Raw genomic sequence first — 19,215 nt, 5'->3', positions numbered from 1 at the left:
GACGGCGCGCCGCTCCGACCCGCAGTGCCGGTGAGGGAGGCTCGGATGGCTCTGACGAGGCGGTCTCGCACCGCGATCGGCATCGTGCTCGGCGTGCTCGGCGCGCTCGTGACGGGCGCTGCCATCGCCGCGGCCGTGACGGCGGTCGTGTTCGCGCGGCGGGTGGTGATCCCGCCGCTCAAGCGCGACGAGGACCTGCAGCTCTCGTCGGTCGACCTCGCCGGGGGACGGCTCGCCCTCGCGAGCTCCGACGAGTCCCGCATGCGCGGGCGCTACGGCCTCTGGTTCGAGAACGACTCGGGTCACGCGCGCATCGGCGACGTGGTCGACGAGGACGACCGGTCGGTGCGGCGCACGATCGACTCGGTCGACTTCGGGCGGCTCGACCGGGCGCGGCGGGGGCGCATCAACAGCTGGTACCACCTCGGGCCGTGGGAGGTCGCCGACGACTACGAGAACGTCCTCGTCGAGACGGCACTCGGACCGGCGCCCGCCTGGTTCGTCCCCGCGCCGACGGAGTCCCACGACTGGATCATCCAGGTGCACGGACGCGGCGCGAAGCGGCAGGAGGGGCTGCGCGCCGTGCCGCCGGCCCGCGCCCAGGGCTGGAACTCGCTGCTCGTCTCCTATCGCAACGACGGCGAAGCGCCGGAGAGCGAGGATCGACGCTACGGGCTCGGCGGCACCGAATGGGCCGACGTCGTCGCCGCCGTGCGCTTCGCGAACGATCGCGGCGCGCGGCGCATCGTGCTCATGGGCTGGTCGATGGGGGGCGCGATCGCGCTGCAGGCGTTCTTCCGCTCGGCCGAGGTGCGCGAACGACTGGTGGGCATCGTGCTCGAATCGCCCGCGGTCGACTGGGTCGACATCCTGCGCTTCCAGGGGCGAGCGGCGGGCCTGCCGCACGACGCCGGCGAGTTCGTGGCCCGCGTGCTCAGCGCTCCGCTCGGCGGTGTGGTCACGGGGCTGGCGGCGCCGATCGACCTCGAGGCGCTCGACGCCGTCGCGCGTGCCGACGAGCTCGACGTGCCGATCCTCCTCATGCACAGCGTCGACGATGGGTTCGTGCCCATCGAGGGGTCGAGGCGGCTCGCGACGGTGCGCGCCGACATCGTGCAGTTCGAGGTCTTCGAGGGCGCCCGGCACACCAAGCTCTGGAACCACGACCCCGAACGCTGGACCGCACTGCTCGGGGACTGGCTCGCGGCACGCTGACCGATGACGCGGTCACGCCGATGGCGGTACGACGCCGCGGCGGGCGTTCGCCGCGGTCAGCCGGCGAGGCGCTCGGCGAGCTGGCGCTTCGCGCGAGCGAGCATGCCCGACATCCCGCGCACGCGCAGCGGCGACACCGCCTCGCCCAGTCCGAGCGACTGCGGGTAGTCGGCGGGGACGGCGAGCACCTCGTCGGGGGTGAGGCCGTCGAGTCCCTGCGCGAGGATCGACGCGAACCCGCGCGTCGTGGGCGCCTCGGCGGGCGCCGTGGCGTGCATGTGCACGAGTCCCGCGTCGTCGACCTCCACGAAGATGTAGACCGGCGACTGGCACTCCACGACCCGTTCGAGCAGGTCGGGGTGATCGCGGTAGCGCTCGGGCAGCTCGGGCAGCTCGTTCGAGAACTCGAGCAGCAGTTGCAGGCGGTCCTTCACGCCGAGGGCGAGGAAGTCCTCACGGGTCTCTGCGAGCCGGGCGGGGAGGGTCGTGGCATCCATCGCCTTCATTCTCCCATCCGGATGCCGCATGCCCGCCGTGCGGGCGCGGCATCCGTCGTCGCGGGCCGCCCCGCCATCGGCCCGCCGCTGCCGACTAGCGCCCGGGGACCTCGCCGCGCTCGACGCCGGTGACGATGGGCACGCGCACCGCGTTGCCCCACTCGGTCCACGAGCCGTCGTAGTTGCGGACGTGGTCGAAGCCGAGGAGGTGGGTCAGCACGAACCACGTGTGGCTCGAGCGCTCGCCGATGCGGCAGTAGGCGATGACCTCGTCGCCGTCGGCGAGCCCGGCCTCGTCGCGGTAGATCGCGTCGAGCTCCGCGCGGGTCTTGAACGTGCCGTCGGCTGCGGCCGCGCGCGCCCAGGGCACGGATGCCGCGGTCGGGATGTGCCCGCCGCGCAGCGCGCCCTCCTCGGGGTACGCGGGCATCGTGGTGCGCTCGCCGGAGTACTCCTCGGGGGAGCGGACGTCGATGAGCGGCTTGCCCAGGTGCTCCAGCACGTCCTCCTTGAATGCGCGGATCGCGGAGTCCTCGCGCTCGACCACGGGGTACTCGACGGGCGTCACCTCGGTGGGATCGGTCGTGAGCGGCCGGCCCTCCGCGATCCAGAGGTCGCGGCCGCCGTCGAGGAGGCGCACGTCCTCGTGGCCGAAGAGGGTGAACACCCAGAGCGCGTAGGCGGCCCACCAGTTGTTCTTGTCGCCGTAGACGACGACGGTGGTGTCGCGGGCGATGCCCTTCGATCCGAGCAGGGCGGCGAACTGCTCGCCCGTGAGGTAGTCGCGCACGACCGGATCGTTGAGCTCGGTGTGCCAGTCGACCTTGACGGCGCCGGGGATGTGGCCGGTCTCGTAGAGGAGCACGTCCTCGTCGGACTCGACGACGACGAGCCCGGGCTGCCCGAGGCGTTCGGCGAGCCACTCCGTGGTGACGAGCCGCTCGGGGTGCGCGTACTCGGCCAGCTTGGCTGCGGGGTCGAACTCGACGGACATGAGACCTCCTGGGAACGCCCGGTCGGGCGGGGGTGCGCGGGGGAGCGGACTAGGCTGGTGGCCGTCCACCTCGAATCTACGCGTGGTGCCGGTCGAAGTCATACGACCCGTCATCCGGTGCAATACGGGAGCCGCCTCAGCATGACCTCGGCATCGCATGCCCTTCTCCGCATCGTCGATCGGAATCCCTCGATCACGGGCGCCGAGATCGCATCCGAGCTCGTGCCGCCCCCGCAGTTCGAGCACGCGTCGTTCGAGTCGTACCGACCCGACCCCGACTTCCCGTCGCAGCAGGCCGCGCTCGACCGGCTCGGCGAGTTCGCGGGCGCCTGGCGCGCCGCGCAGCGCCCCGGCGGGTTCTTCTCCCGCAAGCGTCCGGCCCGCATCGAGCTGCCCGGCGTCTACCTCGACGGCGGCTTCGGCGTCGGCAAGACCCACCTGCTCGCCGCGCTCTGGCACGTCGCGCACGGCCCGAAGTACTTCGGCACCTTCATCGAGTACACGGCGCTCGTCGGCGCACTCGGCTACGCGCAGGCGGTCGTGCTGCTGCGCGGCGCCCGTCTCATCTGCATCGACGAGTTCGAGCTCGACGACCCGGGCGACACCATGCTCATGACCCGGTTCCTCGGCGAGCTCATCGCCGACGGCACCCGGGTCGCCGCCACCTCGAACACCCCGCCCAACGCCCTCGGCGAGGGCCGCTTCGCGGCGGCCGACTTCCTGCGCGAGATCCACGCCCTCTCGTCGAACTTCGAGACGCTGCGCATCGACGGGCTCGACTACCGCCGCCGCGACACCGAGGGCCACGCCGAGGCGCTGGCCGACGACGCGGGCGTCGAGCACGCGGCATCCGCCCTCTCGGCTCGCGGGCACCGGGTGTCGCTCGACTCGTTCGACGCGCTCATCGCCCACCTCGCCACCGTGCACCCCTCGAAGTACATCAAGCTCATCGACGGCATCGAGGTGATCGCACTCACCGGCGTGCACGAACTCACCGACCAGAACGCCGCGCTGCGGCTCGTCGCCTTCATCGACCGGGTGTACGACGCGGAGGTGCCGATCGTCTCGAGCGGGCTGCCGCTCGACCAGGTCTTCGCCGGCGACATGATGTCGGGCGGCTACCGCAAGAAGTACCTCCGCTCGATGTCGCGCATGATCGCCCTCACGACGGGCGAGCTGCCGCCGCACGACTGAACGGCCGGGGCCGATCGGGCCGTGATTCACACGGTCTGCCCCGCTTCGCGAAACGCGCTGTTTACCTGAGCGCGAAGCACGTAACAACCTCGAAACCTGAGACGGCCGCTCTCGAAACGTCTCGTCGTGAAACTTGGGCCACAGGATCCCCCACCTGATTCCCCAAGAGAGGTTCGAGATGGATCAAGGCAATACTGCGTTCCTTCTGATCATGGCGGCACTCGTGCTGCTCATGACCCCCGGGCTCGCATTCTTCTACGGCGGTCTCGTCAAGGCGAAGAGCGTCATCAGCATGATGATGATGAGCTTCGGCGCCATCGGCCTCATCGGAGTGCTCTGGGTGCTCTACGGCTACGCCATCGCGTTCCCCTCGGCTGACGGCCTCGCCGCGCCGTGGTCGATCGACTGGTCGGCCATCGGCCTGACCAGCCTCCTCGAGGCCCCGGAAGGCGCCGCCTACCCGCCGCTCGCGTTCGTCGCGTTCCAGGCGACCTTCGCGATCATCACCGTCGCACTGGTCTCGGGCGCCATCGCCGACCGTGCGAAGTTCGGCGCCTGGATGATCTTCGCGGGCGTGTGGGCCACCATCGTCTACTTCCCGGTCGCGAGCTGGGTGTTCAACTTCGGCCTCGACCCCGAGACGGGCAAGTTCGCGTACGGCGGCTGGATCACCTACGGCATGCAGGAGTTCTTCGGCGTCGGCGCACTCGACTTCGCCGGTGGCACCGCGGTGCACATCAACGCCGGTGCGGCAGCCCTCGCCCTGGCGCTCGTGCTCGGCAAGCGCGTCGGCTTCTCGAAGGGCGCGCACGTGCCCCACAACCCGCCGTTCGTCCTCCTCGGCGCGGGCCTCCTGTGGTTCGGCTGGTTCGGCTTCAACGCGGGCTCCGAGCTCGCCGCCGACAACACGGCGGCCATCGCGTGGATCAACACCCTCGCGGCCCCCGCAGCGGCCCTCCTCGCCTGGCTCGTGGTCGAGAAGATCAAGGACGGCAAGCCCACCTCGGTCGGCGCCGCATCGGGTGCCGTCGCCGGCCTCGTCGCGATCACCCCGGCGTGTGCCTTCCTGACCCCGATCTGGGCCATCGTGCTCGGTGTCGTCGCCGGCGCCGTCTGCGCGCTCGCGATCGACCTGAAGTTCAAGTGGGGCTTCGACGACTCGCTCGACGTGGTGGGCATCCACCTCGTCGGCGGCATCATCGGTACCCTCTACCTCGGCTTCTTCGCCAACGGCACCGGCCTCATCTACAGCGGTGACGCCACCCAGCTGCTCGTGCAGGCGATCGCGGCCTTCTCGGTCCTCATCTACTCGTTCGTGCTCGCGTACGCCATCGGCTGGATCATCCAGAAGACGATCGGCTTCCGCGTGAAGAACGAGGACGAGCTCGCGGGCATCGACCTCGTCGTGCACGGCGAGGAGGGCTACAAGCTCGAGACCGTCTGACGACGCTGAATCACCGCGAGGGCGGTGGGGTAGTGTGCGGGTGTGCCAGACACCAGCCGCTTCCTCACCGCCCTCGGCCGTGTGCTGCGCGGTCTCACGCAGGGTCGCGGCAGCGGTGCTGCGAACGGCTCCGCGGATGCCGCGGGCGCCGGCGTCCTCACCGAGGAGCGAGCGTCGCCCGGCCGCGCCGGGGCATCCGCGACCGTCGAGGTCGACGCTGCTCGACTCCGCGGCGTGCGCCTGGCCCATGCCCCCTCGCGCGATGGCGAACCGGACCCGGGTGAGGTCGTCTGGACCTGGGTGCCCTACGAGGAGCACGACGGCCGTGGCAAGGACCGGCCGGTCGTGATCGTCGCGGCCGGTGCGCCGGGGGAGTACCTCGCCGTGCAGCTCACGAGCAAGCCGCACGACGGCGACCGCGACCACGTGTCGCTCGGAACCGGCCCGTGGGATCCGGAGGGCCGGCCGAGCTGGGCGCGCATCGACCGGGTGTTCCGCGTGCACGCCGACGGGATGCGGCGGGAGGCGGCCGCGCTCGACGCCGAGCGCTTCGCTCGCATCGCGGAGGCACTCAGGGCGCGCTACGGCTGGCGCTGAGCGATTCGGTGCGTCGCGCCGGGATCAGCGCGGTTCGCCCCCGCCGGATCTGGCGCGATCCGTCCGTGAAACGAGGAAACCCCCGGGGTGACCGGGGGTTTCCGTCTGTGGGCGATGCCGGGCTCGAACCGACGACCTCTTCCGTGTGAAGGAAGCGCGCTACCAGCTGCGCCAATCGCCCATCAGGATTCGCGACCCGGACTCGCCGTGCCGCGGGTTCGATACTAGCCGACGACAGGGCCCGAATGCACATCGGCGCCGGAGCGCCGGTCCGGGCGCGGCGGTTCCCGGCGAGGAGGCCGCGTGGAAGCTGCGCGCGGGGCCGCAGGGATGCCGCCGAGCGTCGACACGCCCGGGTTGCACGGCCGGATTGCTCGCCTGATCTGGGCTGATCCTGTGAGGCGGGCGCTCGGTTTGTCATTCGTTCACGGTTTCAGTTAGAGTCTCTCTGCACGCAGAAATGCGAGCAACGCGGATGTGGCGCAGTGGTAGCGCATCACCTTGCCAAGGTGAGGGTCGCGAGTTCGAATCTCGTCATCCGCTCTGATCAGGGTCGGGCGAAAGCCCGATTCCTGTTCTTTTGGTGGTGAACCCAGACACGGTGGATTGGCCGAGTGGCGAGGCAGCGGCCTGCAAAGCCGTATACACGGGTTCGAATCCCGTATCCACCTCCAAGCTGAGACCAGTTCTCGACTTGGGCGATTGGCGCAGCGGTAGCGCGCTTCCCTGACACGGAAGAGGTCACTGGTTCGATCCCAGTATCGCCCACCAGCAGTCCCTCGGATCTCCGGGGGAGTTTTCTCATTCGCCCGGCGGATGCTCCAGCATGATGGAGCCATGGCCGGTGTGCTGCTCGACCTCGACGGCGTCGTGTACGTGGGCGACGCGCTCGTGCCCGGCGCTGCCGACACCATTGCGTGGCTCGCCCGGAACGGCGTGCCGTATCGCTACCTGACCAACACCACCTCGCGCCCGCGCAGCGCGATCGTCGAGCAGCTCGGGCGCATGGGCATCACCTCGAACCCGGCCGAGGTCGTCACGCCGGTGGTCGCGGCATCCGCCTGGCTGCGCCGCGAGGGAATCGAGCGCCCCGCCCTCTTCGTTCCGGATGCCACGGCGGCCGAGTTCGCGGCACTGGACACCGTCGCGGCATCCGACGACGAGCGACCGGGCGCGGTGGTCATCGGCGACCTCGGCCGCGGATGGGACTTCGCGACGATCAACCGCGCGTTCCGGCTGCTGATGGACGAGCCGCGGACGCCGCTCGTCGCCCTCGGGCTCACCCGCTACTGGCGGGCCGACGACGGGCTCCGCCTCGACACCGGACCGTTCGTGCGTGCGCTGGAGTACGCCACCGGACGCGCGGCGGTCGTGCTCGGCAAGCCCGACGCCGCCTTCTACGACATCGCGGTCGAGGACCTCGGCCTCGAGGCCGACGAGGTCGTGATGGTCGGCGACGACGTGCGCGCCGACGTCGGGGGCGCACAGCGCGCCGGGCTCGCCGGCGTGCTGGTGCGCACCGGCAAGTTCTCGGCGCAGGACCTCTCGGGCGACGTCGTCCCCGACGCGGTGCTCGACTCGATCGCCGACCTACCGGGATGGTGGGCGCGGAGCTGAAGGTCGTCGCTCGGTCAGCCGCTCGGCTGCAGCGGGTCGAACACGAGGGGCGGATGGCCGATGCGCGTGCTGAACCACGACCAGGCCTCGCCCGAGGTCTGCTCGATGGAGGCCACGGTGTCCTGGGCGGGCGGGACGTTGCGGAGGATGATCGTGATGACGCGGCGTCCGCTGAACCGGATCGAGGCCGGCGCATCGACCGTGCCGCTGCCGGCGTACCCGCTCGGCGTGAACGCGGCCCTGGTCGGCGCGTCGACCGCGAACGTGAACACGTAGGTGGCATTGCCGGTGGCGCCGTAGGCGGCCGGGTTGAAGTGCACGGACACCGCCGGGTTGCGATTCGGCGATTCGCGCAGGTCGAAGCCGGCGTACGGCGTCGTGGTGTCCGTCTGCACGATCGTCGGCCTGATGAGCGTGAGGTTCGTGCGTCCGCGCCCGACGGTGACGGCGGGGGAGAGCACCTCGATCGGTGCCCAGAAGACGGGACCGAGGCCCAGATCGCCGGCGCGGTGCTTGGCGATCCAGTCGGCGGCCGTGAGGTCGGCCTCGAAGGCGGAGAGGTCGACGGGCGTTGCGAGGTCGATGTCGCGATCGTCCCCGGAGTTCCCTGCATTGGACATGAGGAAGACTCTACGAAGCGTGCGCCGGTTCGTCGTCAGTGCCTGCACCGAGCCCCGAATCGCAGGGCGCACGGCTCGGCTCGGCCCGGGGGCCCGGAGCAGCGTCGACGGGTGCGTCCGGCGGCGGGCGGCGGGCGCCGCGGCATCCTGTGGCTACTAGTGTTGAAGGGTTCGTTTCGACTCACAGGGAGTGGATCACAGTGGCCGACGGCTTCGAGCTCTTCACCGATCGATCCGTTGTCGCGATGCGCGTCAACGGCGAGCTCAAGGACCTCGCCACGACGGTGACGGAGACCGACGTGGTCGAGCCCGTCACGATCGACTCGCCCGACGGCTTGAACATCCTGCGCCACTCCACCGCGCACGTGCTCGCACAGGCCGTGCAGACGATCAACCCCGAGGCGAAGCTGGGCATCGGTCCGCCCGTCACCGACGGCTTCTACTACGACTTCGACGTCGCCGAGCCGTTCACCCCCGAGGACCTGAAGGCGCTCGACAAGGAGATGGCCCGCATCATCCGCTCGGGGCAGCGGTTCGTGCGTCGCGTCGTGAGCGACGACGAGGCGCGCGCCGAGCTCGCCGACGAGCCCTACAAGCTCGAGCTCATCGGGCTCAAGGGCCACGCGACCGGCACCGAGCAGTTCGAGGAGAGCGAGTCGGTCGAGGTCGGCGGCGCCGAGCTCACGATCTACGACAACGTCGACCCGAAGACCGGCGAGACCGCGTGGAAGGACCTCTGCCGAGGCCCGCACCTGCCGAACACCCGCATGATCGGCAACGCCTTCGCGCTCATGCGCGTCGCGGCCGCCTACTGGCGCGGCTCGGAGAAGAACACGCAGCTCCAGCGCGTCTACGGCACCGCGTGGCCGACCAAGGACGAGCTCCGCGCGTACCAGCACCGCCTCGAGGAGGCCGCGCGCCGCGACCACCGCAAGCTCGGCGCCGAGCTCGACCTGTTCTCGTTCCCCGAGGAGATCGGCTCGGGCCTGCCGGTGTTCCACCCCAAGGGCGGCATCATCAAGCGCGAGATGGAGGACTACGTCCGCCGCCGCCACATCGAGGAGGGGTTCCAGTACGTCTCGACCCCGCACATCACGAAGGCGCACGTCTTCGAGCTGTCGGGTCACCTGCCGTACTACAAGGACACCATGTTCCCGCCGATGGAGCTCGAGAACAGCGAGTACTACCTCAAGGCGATGAACTGCCCGATGCAGAACCTCATCTTCCGGTCGCGCGGTCGTTCCTATCGAGAGCTGCCGCTGCGCTTCTTCGAGTTCGGCACCGTCTACCGGTACGAGAAGTCGGGCGTCGTGCAGGGGCTCACGCGCGTGCGCGGGCTCACCCAGGACGACTCGCACAGCTACGTCACCCCGGAGCAGGCGCCCGCGGAGGTCAAGCACCTGCTCGACTTCGTGCTCGGGCTGCTGCGGGACTTCGGCCTCGATGACTTCTACCTCGAGCTGTCGACCCGCGACGCGGCATCCGACAAGTTCAAGGGCACCGACGAGGAGTGGGAGGTCGCCACCGCCGTCCTCCGCGACGTCGCGGAGGCATCCGGCCTCGAGCTCGTGCCCGACCCGGGCGGCGCCGCGTTCTACGGCCCGAAGATCTCGGTGCAGGCGCGCGATGCCATCGGGCGCACCTGGCAGATGTCGACCATCCAGTACGACTTCAACCAGCCGGCCGGATTCGGCCTCGAGTACACCGCGGCAGACGGCACGCACCAGCAGCCGGTCATGATCCACTCGGCGAAGTTCGGATCGATCGAGCGCTTCTTCGGCGTGCTCACCGAGCACTACGCCGGTGCCTTCCCCGTCTGGCTCTCGCCTGTGCAGGTCGTCGGCATCCCTGTGGCCGACGAGTACGCGCCGTACCTCGGCGCGATCCTCACCCAGCTGCGCGGCGCCGGCGTACGCGCGGAGCTCGACACGAGCGACGACCGCATGCAGAAGAAGATCCGCACGCACACCACGCAGAAGGTGCCGTTCCAGCTCATCGCGGGCGAGAACGACCGCTCCGCAGAGACCGTGAGCTTCCGCTTCCGCGACGGCTCGCAGCAGAACGGCGTGCCCGTGGCCGAGGCGATCAGCCGCATCCGTGCCGCGATCGACGACCGCCGGCAGGTGGTCTCGAAGGACGACCTGTTCTCATGACGGCCTACGACCACGGCGAGTTCGAGGGCGTCCCCACGGATGCCTCGAGCGAACTCGCCGGTGTCCCCGACGCGTTCCAGCGGCTCTGGACGCCGCACCGGCTCGTCTACATCCAGCACGGGCAGCAGCCCGACGAGCACGCCTGCCCGTTCTGCCGCGCGCCCGAAATGAGCGACGAGCAGTCGCTCATCGTCGCGCGCGGCGAGCACGCCTACGTGCTGCTCAACCTGTACCCCTACAACTCCGGCCACCTGCTCGTGTGCCCCTACCGCCACATCGCCACGTACGACGAGGCGAGCCCCGAGGAGGTAGCGGAGATCGGCGAGCTCACCCAGGTGGCGATGCGCGTGGTGAAGCGGGTGTCGCGGTGCGACGGGTTCAACATCGGCATGAACCAGGGCCGCATCGCCGGCGCGGGCATCGCCGAGCACCTGCACCAGCACATCGTGCCGCGGTGGGCCCTCGACTCGAACTTCTTCCCGATCATCGCCGGAACCAAGGCCCTGCCGCGCCTCCTCGGCGAGGTCCGCCACGAGATCGCTGAGGCCTGGCCCGCCTGAGCGGTCGTCGGTCGTCGGTCGGTCGACCAGCGGCGGAGCCGCCCATCGCGAGCTCGCGGCCGGTCTCGATACGGCGCGGCGGACCACCCGACCAGCCACGGAGGGTCCGGCAGGACTCAGCGGACCTGCCGGACCTCGAACTGCATCCGCGGGTGCGCGTAGGCCTCCTGCGACTCCACGAGCTGCAGCTCGCGCTCGCCCGAGTCGTGGGTCTTCGCGAGCAGGTCGAACACGCTCGACGCCGTGCGCGCGAGCGCGTCGGCCGCGTCGCCCGTGCGGCGGTGGTGCGCGGTGAAGAGCGCCGCCGTGACATCCCCCGAGCCGTTCGCCTTCATCGGCAGGAGCGGGGTCTGCACGATCCACGCGCCCTGGTCGTCGACGGCGAGCATCTCGATCGTGCCCTCCTCGCGGTCGGGACGCTCGACGCTCGTCACGAGCACGGTGCGCGGGCCCGACGCCCGGGCCAGGTCGACCGACTCGAGCGTCGACTCGAGCGAGCCGGGCTCGGTTCCGGTGAGGTAGCCGAGCTCGAACTGGTTCGGCGTGATGAGGTCGGCGGCGGGCACCACGCGGTCGCGCAGCAGCACGGGGATCGCCGGAGCCACGAAGCATCCGCTCTTCGCATTCCCCATCACCGGATCGCACGAGTAGACGGCATCGGGGTTCGCCGCCTTGATGCGGGCGACCGCGTCGAGGATGACCTCGGCGATCCCCTCGGAGCCCTGGTAACCCGAGAGGACGACGTCGATCTTCGGGAACGCGCCACGGTCCTCGATGCCGTCGATCACCGCGCGCACGTCGTCGGGGCTGATCAGCGGACCGCGCCACGCGCCGTAGCCGGTGTGGTTCGAGAAGTTGACCGTGTAGACCGGCATGACCTCGACGCCGATGCGCTGGAGGGGGAAGACGGCTGCGGAGTTGCCGACGTGGCCGTAGGCGACGGCGGACTGGATGGAGAGGACCTTCACCCGTCGATCATTCCATCCCGGCGGGCGTGAGGCGTCCGCCCGCCGCGCGCACGGCGGCGGCGATGTCGGCGGCGAGGCGGTCGGCGTCGGCGTCGGTCAGGTCGTGCACGGTGAGCCGCAGCCGGCGGCTCGCGGCGGGCGCGTCGGCGAGGACGAACTCGTCGCCGGCCCGCACGAGCCAGCCGCGCCGCATGAGCTGCTCCGACACGTCGCGGGCGGGCACCGGCAGCGCGACCCACAGGTTGAGCCCGTCGCCGGCCGCGGCGGGCACCCCGAGCGCGGTGAGGCGTGCGGCGAAGGCGTCGTTGCGGGCGGCGTAGTGCGCGCCCGCCTCCGCGATCCTCGCGACGACCCCGGGATCGGTCACGAGGGCGAGCGTGAGGCGCTGCAGCAGATGGCTCACCCACGTGGTGCCGGGCGTGAGCCGCATCGCGAGCCGCTCGGCCGTGTCGGGATCGGAGGCCGTGACCGCGAGACACATGTCGGGCCCGAGGAACTTCGACACCGAGCGCACGAGCGCCCACCGCCGGTGGTCGGGGCCGATGAGGGAACGGAACGGGCTGCGCGACAGCATCGAGAAATGGTCGTCCTCGATGACGAGCACGTACGGGTGGGCCCGCAGCACGTCGCGCAGCTGCTCTGCACGGCGCTCGGACAGGCTCGAGCCGGTGGGGTTCTGCGCCCGCGGGGTGCACACGACGGCGCGCACGCCCTGGTCGAGTGCGGACCGCAGCCCGTCGACGGTCATGCCCTCGTCGTCGACCGGGACCGGCACGGCCCGATACCCGCCGACGCGCACCGTGTGGATGCTTGTGAGGAAGCACGGATCCTCGAGCGCCACCGCGTCGTCTCGCACGAGCGCCTGGGCGAGCAGTCGCTCGACGGCGTCGGCCGCGCCGCTCGTGATCGTGAGCCGCAGGTCGGGCGGTGCCACGTCGGCCCCCATCCACGCCTGCGCCCAGCGCTCGAGGCCGGGGTCGATGACCGGCTCGCCGTAGAGCACCGGCCGCGCGGCCAGTTCCGCGAGCACCCGGGACGGGTCGGGGATGAGGTCGGGGTCGGGGTTGCCGGTCGCCACGTCGCGCAGCACGCTGTCGGCGGCGAATCCCTCCTGCGCGACCGCGGACCGGTCGGCGACGTGCGTGCCGCCGCGACCGCGGGTGACGACCATGCCCGCAGCGATGAGCTGCCGGTACGCCGCGACGGCGGTGTTGCGGTTCACGCCCAGGTTGTCGGCGAGATTGCGGACGGGGGGCAGGGGATCGCCCGGATGCAGCGAGCCGCGCTCGATGAGCGCGCGCACGCTCGCGGCGATGTCCGCGGCCGACCGGCCGGTGATCTCGAGGGTCATGTCATGATCCATGCCTGTTCGTGATGCAGTGTCCGGTCCATGCTATCTTTTGGCCTAGGCCAAGCAACCGCCTTGTCCCCAATATTGCGCGATCGCGCGTCATCCGTCGAAGGGAACCCCTGATGAGCACTGCCGAGACCGGCTCCAGCCGTGTGAAGCGCGGCCTCGCCGAGATGCTGAAGGGCGGCGTCATCATGGACGTCGTCACCCCCGAGCAGGCGCGCATCGCCGAGGACGCCGGCGCGGTCGCCGTCATGGCGCTCGAGCGCGTGCCGGCCGACATCCGCGCACAGGGCGGCGTCGCGCGCATGAGCGACCCCGACCTCATCGAGGCGATCATCGCCGAGGTCTCGATCCCGGTCATGGCGAAGGCCCGCATCGGCCACTTCGTCGAGGCGCAGGTGCTGCAGGCGCTCGACGTCGACTACATCGACGAGTCCGAGGTGCTCTCGCCGGCCGACTACGTGAACCACATCGACAAGTGGGCGTTCAACACGCCTTTCGTCTGCGGTGCGACGAACCTCGGCGAGGCGCTCCGCCGCATCAACGAGGGTGCCGCGATGATCCGCTCGAAGGGCGAGGCCGGCACCGGCGACGTCTCCGAGGCGACCAAGCACATCCGCAAGATCACGTCCGAGGTCAACCAGCTCAAGTCGATGACCCGCGACGAGCTCTACGTCGCAGCCAAGGAGCTCCAGGCGCCGTACGACCTCGTGCTCGAGGTCGCCGAGACCGGCAAGCTCCCCGTCGTGCTCTTCACCGCGGGCGGCGTGGCCACCCCGGCGGATGCGGCGATGATGATGCAGCTCGGCGCCGACGGCGTGTTCGTGGGCTCGGGCATCTTCAAGTCGGGCAACCCCGAGGCGCGCGCGGCCGCGGTCGTCAAGGCCACCACGTTCTACGACGACCCCTCGGTCATCGCGGAGGTCTCGCGCGGCCTCGGCGAGGCCATGGTCGGCATCAACGTCGGCGACCTGCCCGCGCCGCACCGCCTCGCCGAGCGCGGCTGGTGACCTCACTCCGCGACGAATCGCTCGGCGCGGTCGACGCGTCCGGCCCCCGGGTCGGCGTGCTCGCCCTGCAGGGCGACTTCCGCGAGCACGCCCGCATCCTCGGCGAGCTCGGGGCGCGGGTCACGCTCGTGCGACGGCCGGGCGATCTCGAGGGCATCGAGGGGCTCGTGATCCCCGGTGGCGAGTCGAGCGTCATGGACAAGCTCGCGCGGGCGTTCGGCCTGGCCGAACCGCTGCGCGAGCGCATCCGCGACGGCCTGCACGTCTACGGCACGTGCGCGGGACTCATCATGCTCGCCGACACGCTCCTCGACGCGATCGCCGGCCAGGAGAGCTTCGGCGGACTCGACGTCGTCGTGCGGCGCAACGCCTTCGGCTCGCAGAACCAGTCGTTCGAGACCGACCTCGAGATCCCGGTGCTCGGTGAGCGCCCGCTGCGAGCGGTGTTCATCCGGGGGCCGGTGGTCGAGTCCGTCGGCCCGAAGGCCACGCCCATCGCGACGCTCGCCGACGGCCGCGTCGTCGCCGTCGAGCAGGGGGGCCTGCTCGGCACGAGCTTCCACCCCGAGATCAACGGCGACACGCGGTTCCACGAGTACTTCCTCTCGAAGCTCCGCTCGGCCTGACGGGTCGGCGGTGATGCCGGGCGGATGTCGCAGGCGCGGTGCAGACTCGGACGCATGACCGAATCCATCGCGCTCCTCCGCGGCGTCAACGTCGGCGGCATCACGATCCGATCGGCCGAGCTGCGCGAGGTGTTCGAGCAGCTCGGCTTCCGCGACGTGCGCACGGTGCTCGCGAGCGGCAACGTCGCCTTCACCGTGCGCACCCGCGAGGCGCCGGCGCTCACGAAGCGGCGCATCGAGCAGGCCTTGCGCGACCGCTTCGGGTACGACGCGTGGATCGTGCTCGTAAGCCGCCGCGACCTCGAGCGGGCGATCGACGGCTTCCCGTTCGACGCAGACGACTCGGGGCGACAGCCGTGGGTGATCTTCGGCTCGGAGCCGCCGGTGCTCGACGAGCTCATGGCCTTCGCCGACGAGGCCGACCCCGAGGTCGATCCGATCGCGCGGGGCGACGGCGTCGTGTATTGGAATCCGGTGAAGGGCACCACGACGAGCACCCCGTTCGCGAAGCTCCTCGCGAAGGCGAAGTACAAGTCGACGACGACGAACCGCAACCTGCGTACGCTGCACAAGCTGCTCGAGTGACGGGCGGCGGCAGCGGCGGTGGCGCACGCGGCGCACCGCGTGCGCGCGGCATCCGCCCGTCGCCGAAGGCAGCCGCGCGCCCTGCCGTAGAATGATCTGTCGGCGGGCGGACCCGCCGTCAAGCGGATACAGGAGAGTCATGTCCGGGCATTCCAAGTGGGCGACGACCAAGCACAAGAAGGCCGTCATCGACGCGCGCCGCGCGAAGTCGTTCGCGAAGCTCATCAAGAACATCGAGGTCGCGGCCAAGATGGGCGGTGCCGACCTCTCGGGCAACCCCACCCTCGTCGACGCGGTGCAGAAGGCCAAGAAGACCTCCGTCCCCAACGACAACATCGACCGCGCCATCAAGCGCGGCGCGGGACTCACCGGCGAGTCGATCGAGTACACGACGATCATGTACGAGGGCTACGGACCCAACGGGGTCGCCCTGCTCATCGAGTGCCTCACTGACAACAAGAACCGGGCCGCGGCCGAGGTGCGCACCCTCATGTCGCGCAACGGCGGCACGATGGCCGACCCGGGTTCGGTCGCCTACAACTTCGCACGCAAGGGCGTCATCGTGGTGCCCGCCGAGGGCACGACCGAAGACGACGTGCTCGCGGCGGTGCTCGACGCCGGTGCCGAGGAGGTCACCGACGAGGGCGACACCTTCGAGGTCATCACCGAGGCGTCCGACATGGTCGCGGCCCGCACCGCGCTGCAGGAGGCCGGCATCGACTACGACTCGGCCGACGCGGCGTTCGTGCCGAACCTCAAGGTCGAGATCGACGCCGACACCGCCCGCAAGGTGTTCCGCCTCATCGACGCCCTGGAAGACAGCGACGACGTGCAGAACATCTACAGCAACTTCGACCTGTCGCCCGAGGTGCAGGCCGAACTCGAGGCGGAGTAGCCACCGCATGCGGGTCCTCGGCATCGATCCCGGGCTGACCCGCTGCGGCGTGGGCGTCGTCGACGTCGCGCAGGACCGGTCGGCGACGCTCGTCGACGTGATCGTGCTGCGCTCGCCCGCCGACCTCGACACGCCCGCCCGGCTCGCGCGCATCGCCGACGGCATCGAGGCGATCATCGAGGAGCACCGGCCGCAGGCGGTCGCGCTCGAGCGGGTGTTCGCGCGGAGCGACGTGTCGACGATCATGGGCACCGCCCAGATCTCCGGCGTCGCGATGCTCATCGCGGCGCGGCGGGCCCTGCCCGTGGCGATGCACACGCCGAGCGAGGTGAAGGCCGCGATCACCGGCTACGGCCGCGCCGACAAGAAGCAGGTCGGTGCGATGGTCGCGCGCATCCTCGGGCTCGAGGCGGTGCCGAAACCGGCGGATGCCGCGGACGCGCTCGCCCTGGCGATCTGCCACGCCTGGCGCACCGGGGGAGTCGCGGGCGCCGCCGTGACCGAGGCCGCCGGTCCGCGTTCCGCCGACGCGCCCGCGCTCACTCCGGCGCAGCGGGCATGGATCGCCGCGGAGCGCTCCGCGGCGGTGTCGGGGGCGGCCCGTAGGCTGAAGGCGTGATCTCCTCCCTTCGAGGCCGAGTGCTCTCGGCATCCGGCAGCACGCTGGTCATCGAGGTCGGCGGCGTCGGCTTCCGCGTGAATGCGACGCCCGCGCTCGTGCTCGCCAGTCGCGAGGGCCAGGAGCTGTTCGTGCATACCACCCTCGTGGTCCGCGAGGACTCGCTCACCGTGTTCGGCTTCGCGACGCTCGACGAGCTCGAGGTGTTCGAGCTGCTCATCGGCGTGACCGGCGTCGGCCCGAAGTCGGCCCTCGGCGTGCTCTCGGTCATGTCGCCCGAACAGGTCGCGGTGGCGGTGCAACGCGACGACGACGCAGCATTCCGCAAGGTGAGCGGCATCGGGCCGAAGACCGCGAAGCTCATCGCCGTCTCCCTCGCGGGCAAGCTCACGGTCTCGCCCGTGACCTCGACGGGTTCGTCGATCGTCGGTGGCGGCGTCGCCGACAGCGTGCTGGCGGCGCTCACGGGGCTCGGCTGGTCGGAGCGCGTCGCAGCCGACGCGTTGACCGAGACCCTCGAGGAGGCCTCACCCGTCGAGGCGTCCTCGGTGCCGACGCTCCTGCGGCTCACGCTCGCGCGCCTCGGGCCCGCGCAGCAGACGGCGAGGGCGCGATGAGCGCGGCAGGGCCCGACGAGCTCGGCGGCGACCTCGACCTCACCGACCCCGAGCTCGCGTCCGAGGCTGAACTCGCCTTCGAGGGCGCGCTCCGGCCGCGCAGTCTCGAGGAGTTCGTGGGCCAGAGCCGCGTCCGCGGTCAGCTGCAGCTGCTGCTCACCGCCGCCACCCTGCAGCAGCGCACGCCCGACCACATCCTCCTCGCGGGCCCTCCGGGGCTCGGCAAGACCACGCTCGCCATGATCGTGGCGCACGAGGGCGGGCGGCCGCTCCGCATGTCCAGCGGGCCGGCCATCCAGCACGCCGGCGACCTTGCCGCGATCCTGTCGTCGCTCGTGCCGGGCGAGGTGCTGTTCATCGACGAGATCCACCGCATGGCGCGGTCGGCCGAAGAGATGCTCTACCTCGCCATGGAGGACTTCCGCATCGACATCATGGTCGGCAAGGGCGCCGGTGCGACCTCGGTGCCCCTCGACCTCGCACCGTTCACGCTCGTCGGCGCGACGACGCGCGCCGGCCTGCTCCCGAACCCGCTGCGCGATCGCTTCGGCTTCACGGCGCACCTCGAGTTCTACGACGAATCCGAGCTGCAGCAGGTGCTCACGAGGGCTGCGGTGCTGCTCGGGCTGCGCATCGACCGCGACGCGGTGGCCGAGATCGCGGGTCGCTGCCGGGGCACCCCGCGCATCGCGAACCGCCTGCTGCGCCGAGTTCGCGACTACGCGCTCGTGCACCCGTCCACGGGGGCCGGACAGCGTGTGGGCGATGCCGACCTCGCAGCCGTTCGTGCTGCGCTCGACCTGTACGACGTCGACCCCCTCGGGCTCGACCGACTCGACCGCGCCGTGATGATGACGATCCTCACCCGCTTCGGCGGCGGCCCGGTCGGCCTCAACACCCTCGCCGTCTCGGTCGGCGAGGAGGCCGAGACCATCGAGGCGGTCGTCGAGCCGTTCCTCGTGCGCATCGGGCTCGTCACCCGAACCCCCCGCGGTCGCGTCGCGACCCCGACCGCATGGCGGCACTTCGGGCTCGCCGACGATCGTGCACCGCACGCATCGGCGCTTCCGATCGATGACCTATAATCCTTGGAGGCTCCGGCTTCCCGCCCCCCACCCCGTGCGCACGGCGCACCTCGGAAGGTTCTCCTCCTCATGACGTTCGATCCGTTCACCATCATCATGCTCGCCGTCCTGGCGGTGCTGATCTTCTTCATGTTCCGCAACTCGCGCAAGCGCCAGGCCGAGGCTCGCGAACTGCAGTCGAAGGTGGCCCCCGGCGCGAAGGTGATGACGAACTTCGGCGTCTTCGGCACCATCCTCTCCATCGACGAAGAGGAGAACCAGGTCCTCCTCGAGACGAGCCCCGGCACGGTCCTCACGGTGCACCGCCAGACGGTGGCGCGCGTGATCACCCCTGCCGAGGAGCCGGAGGCGCTGGCCGTCGAGACCGCCGACGGCGAGCCGGAGTTCGGCGAGCGCGTCGACGAGACCCCGAACGACGAGACGCCCGACTCCAAGAAGTCGAACGACTAGGCTCCCTACCCGACGCACCGCCCGCGCGATGCCGCGCGGGCGCTTGCAGAGAAAGCAGAACACGTGGCTGCACCATCCAAGCGGTCGACCCGACCGACGCCCGTCCGCAAGGCCT

General features: G+C 70.7%; 20 protein-coding genes and 4 tRNA genes. 18 read left to right on the top strand and 6 right to left on the bottom strand.

The genetic code is table 11. The annotated features are described in order from the left end of the window. Positions 1-45: 45 nt before the first annotated feature. Entirely contained in the window at positions 46-1,215 is a 1,170-nt protein-coding gene (locus EDM22_RS06955) for an alpha/beta hydrolase family protein (RefSeq protein ID WP_122936340.1), read from the top strand. Positions 1,216-1,271: 56 nt separating this feature from the next. On the opposite strand, the gene EDM22_RS06950 is transcribed toward EDM22_RS06955, so the two are convergent. Further along, positions 1,272-1,712: a SufE family protein gene (locus EDM22_RS06950; RefSeq protein ID WP_122936395.1), complete on the bottom strand. Its 441-nt coding sequence runs from the start codon at positions 1,710-1,712 to the stop codon at positions 1,272-1,274. Between the two features lie 94 nt (positions 1,713-1,806). After that, on the bottom strand, positions 1,807-2,706 hold the full coding sequence (locus EDM22_RS06945) for a sulfurtransferase (protein ID WP_122936339.1): 900 nt from the start codon (positions 2,704-2,706) through the stop codon (positions 1,807-1,809). A gap of 141 nt (positions 2,707-2,847) precedes the next feature. On the opposite strand from EDM22_RS06945, the gene zapE reads away from it, so the two are divergent. From zapE to EDM22_RS06930, 3 genes are all read left to right on the top strand, one after another. Continuing rightward, positions 2,848-3,900: a cell division protein ZapE gene (gene zapE, locus EDM22_RS06940; protein WP_122936338.1), complete on the top strand. Its 1,053-nt coding sequence runs from the start codon at positions 2,848-2,850 to the stop codon at positions 3,898-3,900. Between the two features lie 178 nt (positions 3,901-4,078). Further along, entirely contained in the window at positions 4,079-5,344 is a 1,266-nt protein-coding gene (locus EDM22_RS06935; RefSeq protein ID WP_122936337.1) for an ammonium transporter, read from the top strand. 42 nt (positions 5,345-5,386) lie between these two features. After that, positions 5,387-5,941 carry a type II toxin-antitoxin system PemK/MazF family toxin gene (locus tag EDM22_RS06930; RefSeq protein WP_212591911.1) on the top strand — a complete coding sequence of 185 codons (555 nt, stop codon included), beginning with the start codon at positions 5,387-5,389 and terminating at the stop codon, positions 5,939-5,941. A gap of 108 nt (positions 5,942-6,049) precedes the next feature. Here EDM22_RS06930 and EDM22_RS06925 read toward each other — a convergent pair. Beyond that, positions 6,050-6,122: transfer RNA gene (locus EDM22_RS06925), tRNA-Val, on the bottom strand. A 290-nt stretch (positions 6,123-6,412) separates the two neighbouring features. Here EDM22_RS06925 and EDM22_RS06920 point away from each other — a divergent pair. The 4 genes from EDM22_RS06920 to EDM22_RS06905 all read left to right on the top strand — a co-directional run bounded on the left by EDM22_RS06920 (position 6,413) and on the right by EDM22_RS06905 (position 7,558). Continuing rightward, positions 6,413-6,484: transfer RNA gene (locus tag EDM22_RS06920), tRNA-Gly, on the top strand. A 57-nt stretch (positions 6,485-6,541) separates the two neighbouring features. Further along, a tRNA-Cys gene (locus EDM22_RS06915) sits at positions 6,542-6,615 on the top strand. Between the two features lie 22 nt (positions 6,616-6,637). Continuing rightward, a tRNA-Val gene (locus EDM22_RS06910) sits at positions 6,638-6,712 on the top strand. A gap of 66 nt (positions 6,713-6,778) precedes the next feature. After that, the gene (locus EDM22_RS06905) at positions 6,779-7,558 is read left to right on the top strand and encodes a TIGR01458 family HAD-type hydrolase (RefSeq protein ID WP_122936336.1); all 780 of its coding nucleotides are present in this window, start codon (positions 6,779-6,781) and stop codon (positions 7,556-7,558) included. 14 nt (positions 7,559-7,572) lie between these two features. On the opposite strand, the gene EDM22_RS06900 is transcribed toward EDM22_RS06905, so the two are convergent. Next, the gene (locus EDM22_RS06900) at positions 7,573-8,178 is read right to left on the bottom strand and encodes a hypothetical protein (protein WP_122936335.1); all 606 of its coding nucleotides are present in this window, start codon (positions 8,176-8,178) and stop codon (positions 7,573-7,575) included. A 245-nt stretch (positions 8,179-8,423) separates the two neighbouring features. Here EDM22_RS06900 and thrS point away from each other — a divergent pair, with 245 nt between their 5' ends. Both thrS and EDM22_RS06890 read left to right on the top strand, forming a co-directional pair. Next, positions 8,424-10,331 carry a threonine--tRNA ligase gene (gene thrS / locus EDM22_RS06895; RefSeq protein ID WP_245989261.1) on the top strand — a complete coding sequence of 636 codons (1,908 nt, stop codon included), beginning with the start codon at positions 8,424-8,426 and terminating at the stop codon, positions 10,329-10,331. Then, complete coding sequence (locus EDM22_RS06890) at positions 10,328-10,891, top strand: HIT family protein (RefSeq protein ID WP_122936333.1); 564 nt, start codon at positions 10,328-10,330, stop codon at positions 10,889-10,891. The genes thrS and EDM22_RS06890 overlap by 4 nt, the downstream gene beginning before the upstream one ends. Before the next feature lie 116 nt (positions 10,892-11,007). Here the strand turns inward: EDM22_RS06890 and pdxY are convergent, their stop codons facing one another. Beyond that, complete coding sequence (pdxY, locus tag EDM22_RS06885) at positions 11,008-11,859, bottom strand: pyridoxal kinase PdxY (protein ID WP_122936332.1); 852 nt, start codon at positions 11,857-11,859, stop codon at positions 11,008-11,010. Between the two features lie 7 nt (positions 11,860-11,866). Then, on the bottom strand, positions 11,867-13,210 hold the full coding sequence (locus EDM22_RS06880; RefSeq protein WP_245989257.1) for an aminotransferase class I/II-fold pyridoxal phosphate-dependent enzyme: 1,344 nt from the start codon (positions 13,208-13,210) through the stop codon (positions 11,867-11,869). A 122-nt stretch (positions 13,211-13,332) separates the two neighbouring features. Here EDM22_RS06880 and pdxS point away from each other — a divergent pair, with 122 nt between their 5' ends. The 8 genes from pdxS (at position 13,333) to yajC (ending at position 19,100) form a co-directional block, all read left to right on the top strand. Beyond that, positions 13,333-14,223 carry a pyridoxal 5'-phosphate synthase lyase subunit PdxS gene (gene pdxS / locus EDM22_RS06875; protein ID WP_122936330.1) on the top strand — a complete coding sequence of 297 codons (891 nt, stop codon included), beginning with the start codon at positions 13,333-13,335 and terminating at the stop codon, positions 14,221-14,223. Next, the gene (gene pdxT / locus EDM22_RS06870) at positions 14,220-14,849 is read left to right on the top strand and encodes a pyridoxal 5'-phosphate synthase glutaminase subunit PdxT (RefSeq protein WP_122936329.1); all 630 of its coding nucleotides are present in this window, start codon (positions 14,220-14,222) and stop codon (positions 14,847-14,849) included. The genes pdxS and pdxT overlap by 4 nt, the downstream gene beginning before the upstream one ends. 54 nt (positions 14,850-14,903) lie before the next feature. Next, complete coding sequence (locus EDM22_RS06865; RefSeq protein ID WP_122936328.1) at positions 14,904-15,434, top strand: DUF1697 domain-containing protein; 531 nt, start codon at positions 14,904-14,906, stop codon at positions 15,432-15,434. 139 nt (positions 15,435-15,573) lie between these two features. Further along, positions 15,574-16,329, top strand: coding sequence for a YebC/PmpR family DNA-binding transcriptional regulator (locus EDM22_RS06860; RefSeq protein WP_122936327.1), 756 nt, complete (start codon positions 15,574-15,576; stop codon positions 16,327-16,329). Between the two features lie 7 nt (positions 16,330-16,336). Next, complete coding sequence (gene ruvC / locus EDM22_RS06855) at positions 16,337-16,948, top strand: crossover junction endodeoxyribonuclease RuvC (protein WP_122936326.1); 612 nt, start codon at positions 16,337-16,339, stop codon at positions 16,946-16,948. Further along, entirely contained in the window at positions 16,945-17,565 is a 621-nt protein-coding gene (ruvA, locus tag EDM22_RS06850; protein WP_122936325.1) for a Holliday junction branch migration protein RuvA, read from the top strand. The genes ruvC and ruvA overlap by 4 nt, the downstream gene beginning before the upstream one ends. Then, positions 17,562-18,650, top strand: a complete 1,089-nt coding sequence (gene ruvB / locus EDM22_RS06845; protein WP_122936324.1) for a Holliday junction branch migration DNA helicase RuvB — start codon at positions 17,562-17,564, stop codon at positions 18,648-18,650. Before ruvA ends, ruvB begins: the two co-directional genes overlap by 4 nt. A gap of 69 nt (positions 18,651-18,719) precedes the next feature. Continuing rightward, the gene (gene yajC, locus EDM22_RS06840) at positions 18,720-19,100 is read left to right on the top strand and encodes a preprotein translocase subunit YajC (RefSeq protein ID WP_122936323.1); all 381 of its coding nucleotides are present in this window, start codon (positions 18,720-18,722) and stop codon (positions 19,098-19,100) included. Positions 19,101-19,215 lie beyond the last annotated feature (115 nt).

The organism is Agromyces tardus, from assembly GCF_003710805.1.
GTDB classification, from domain to species: domain Bacteria; phylum Actinomycetota; class Actinomycetes; order Actinomycetales; family Microbacteriaceae; genus Agromyces; species Agromyces tardus.
The sequence above is the reverse complement of the archived record's forward strand: the minus strand, read 5'-3'. Positions and strand labels throughout refer to the sequence as shown.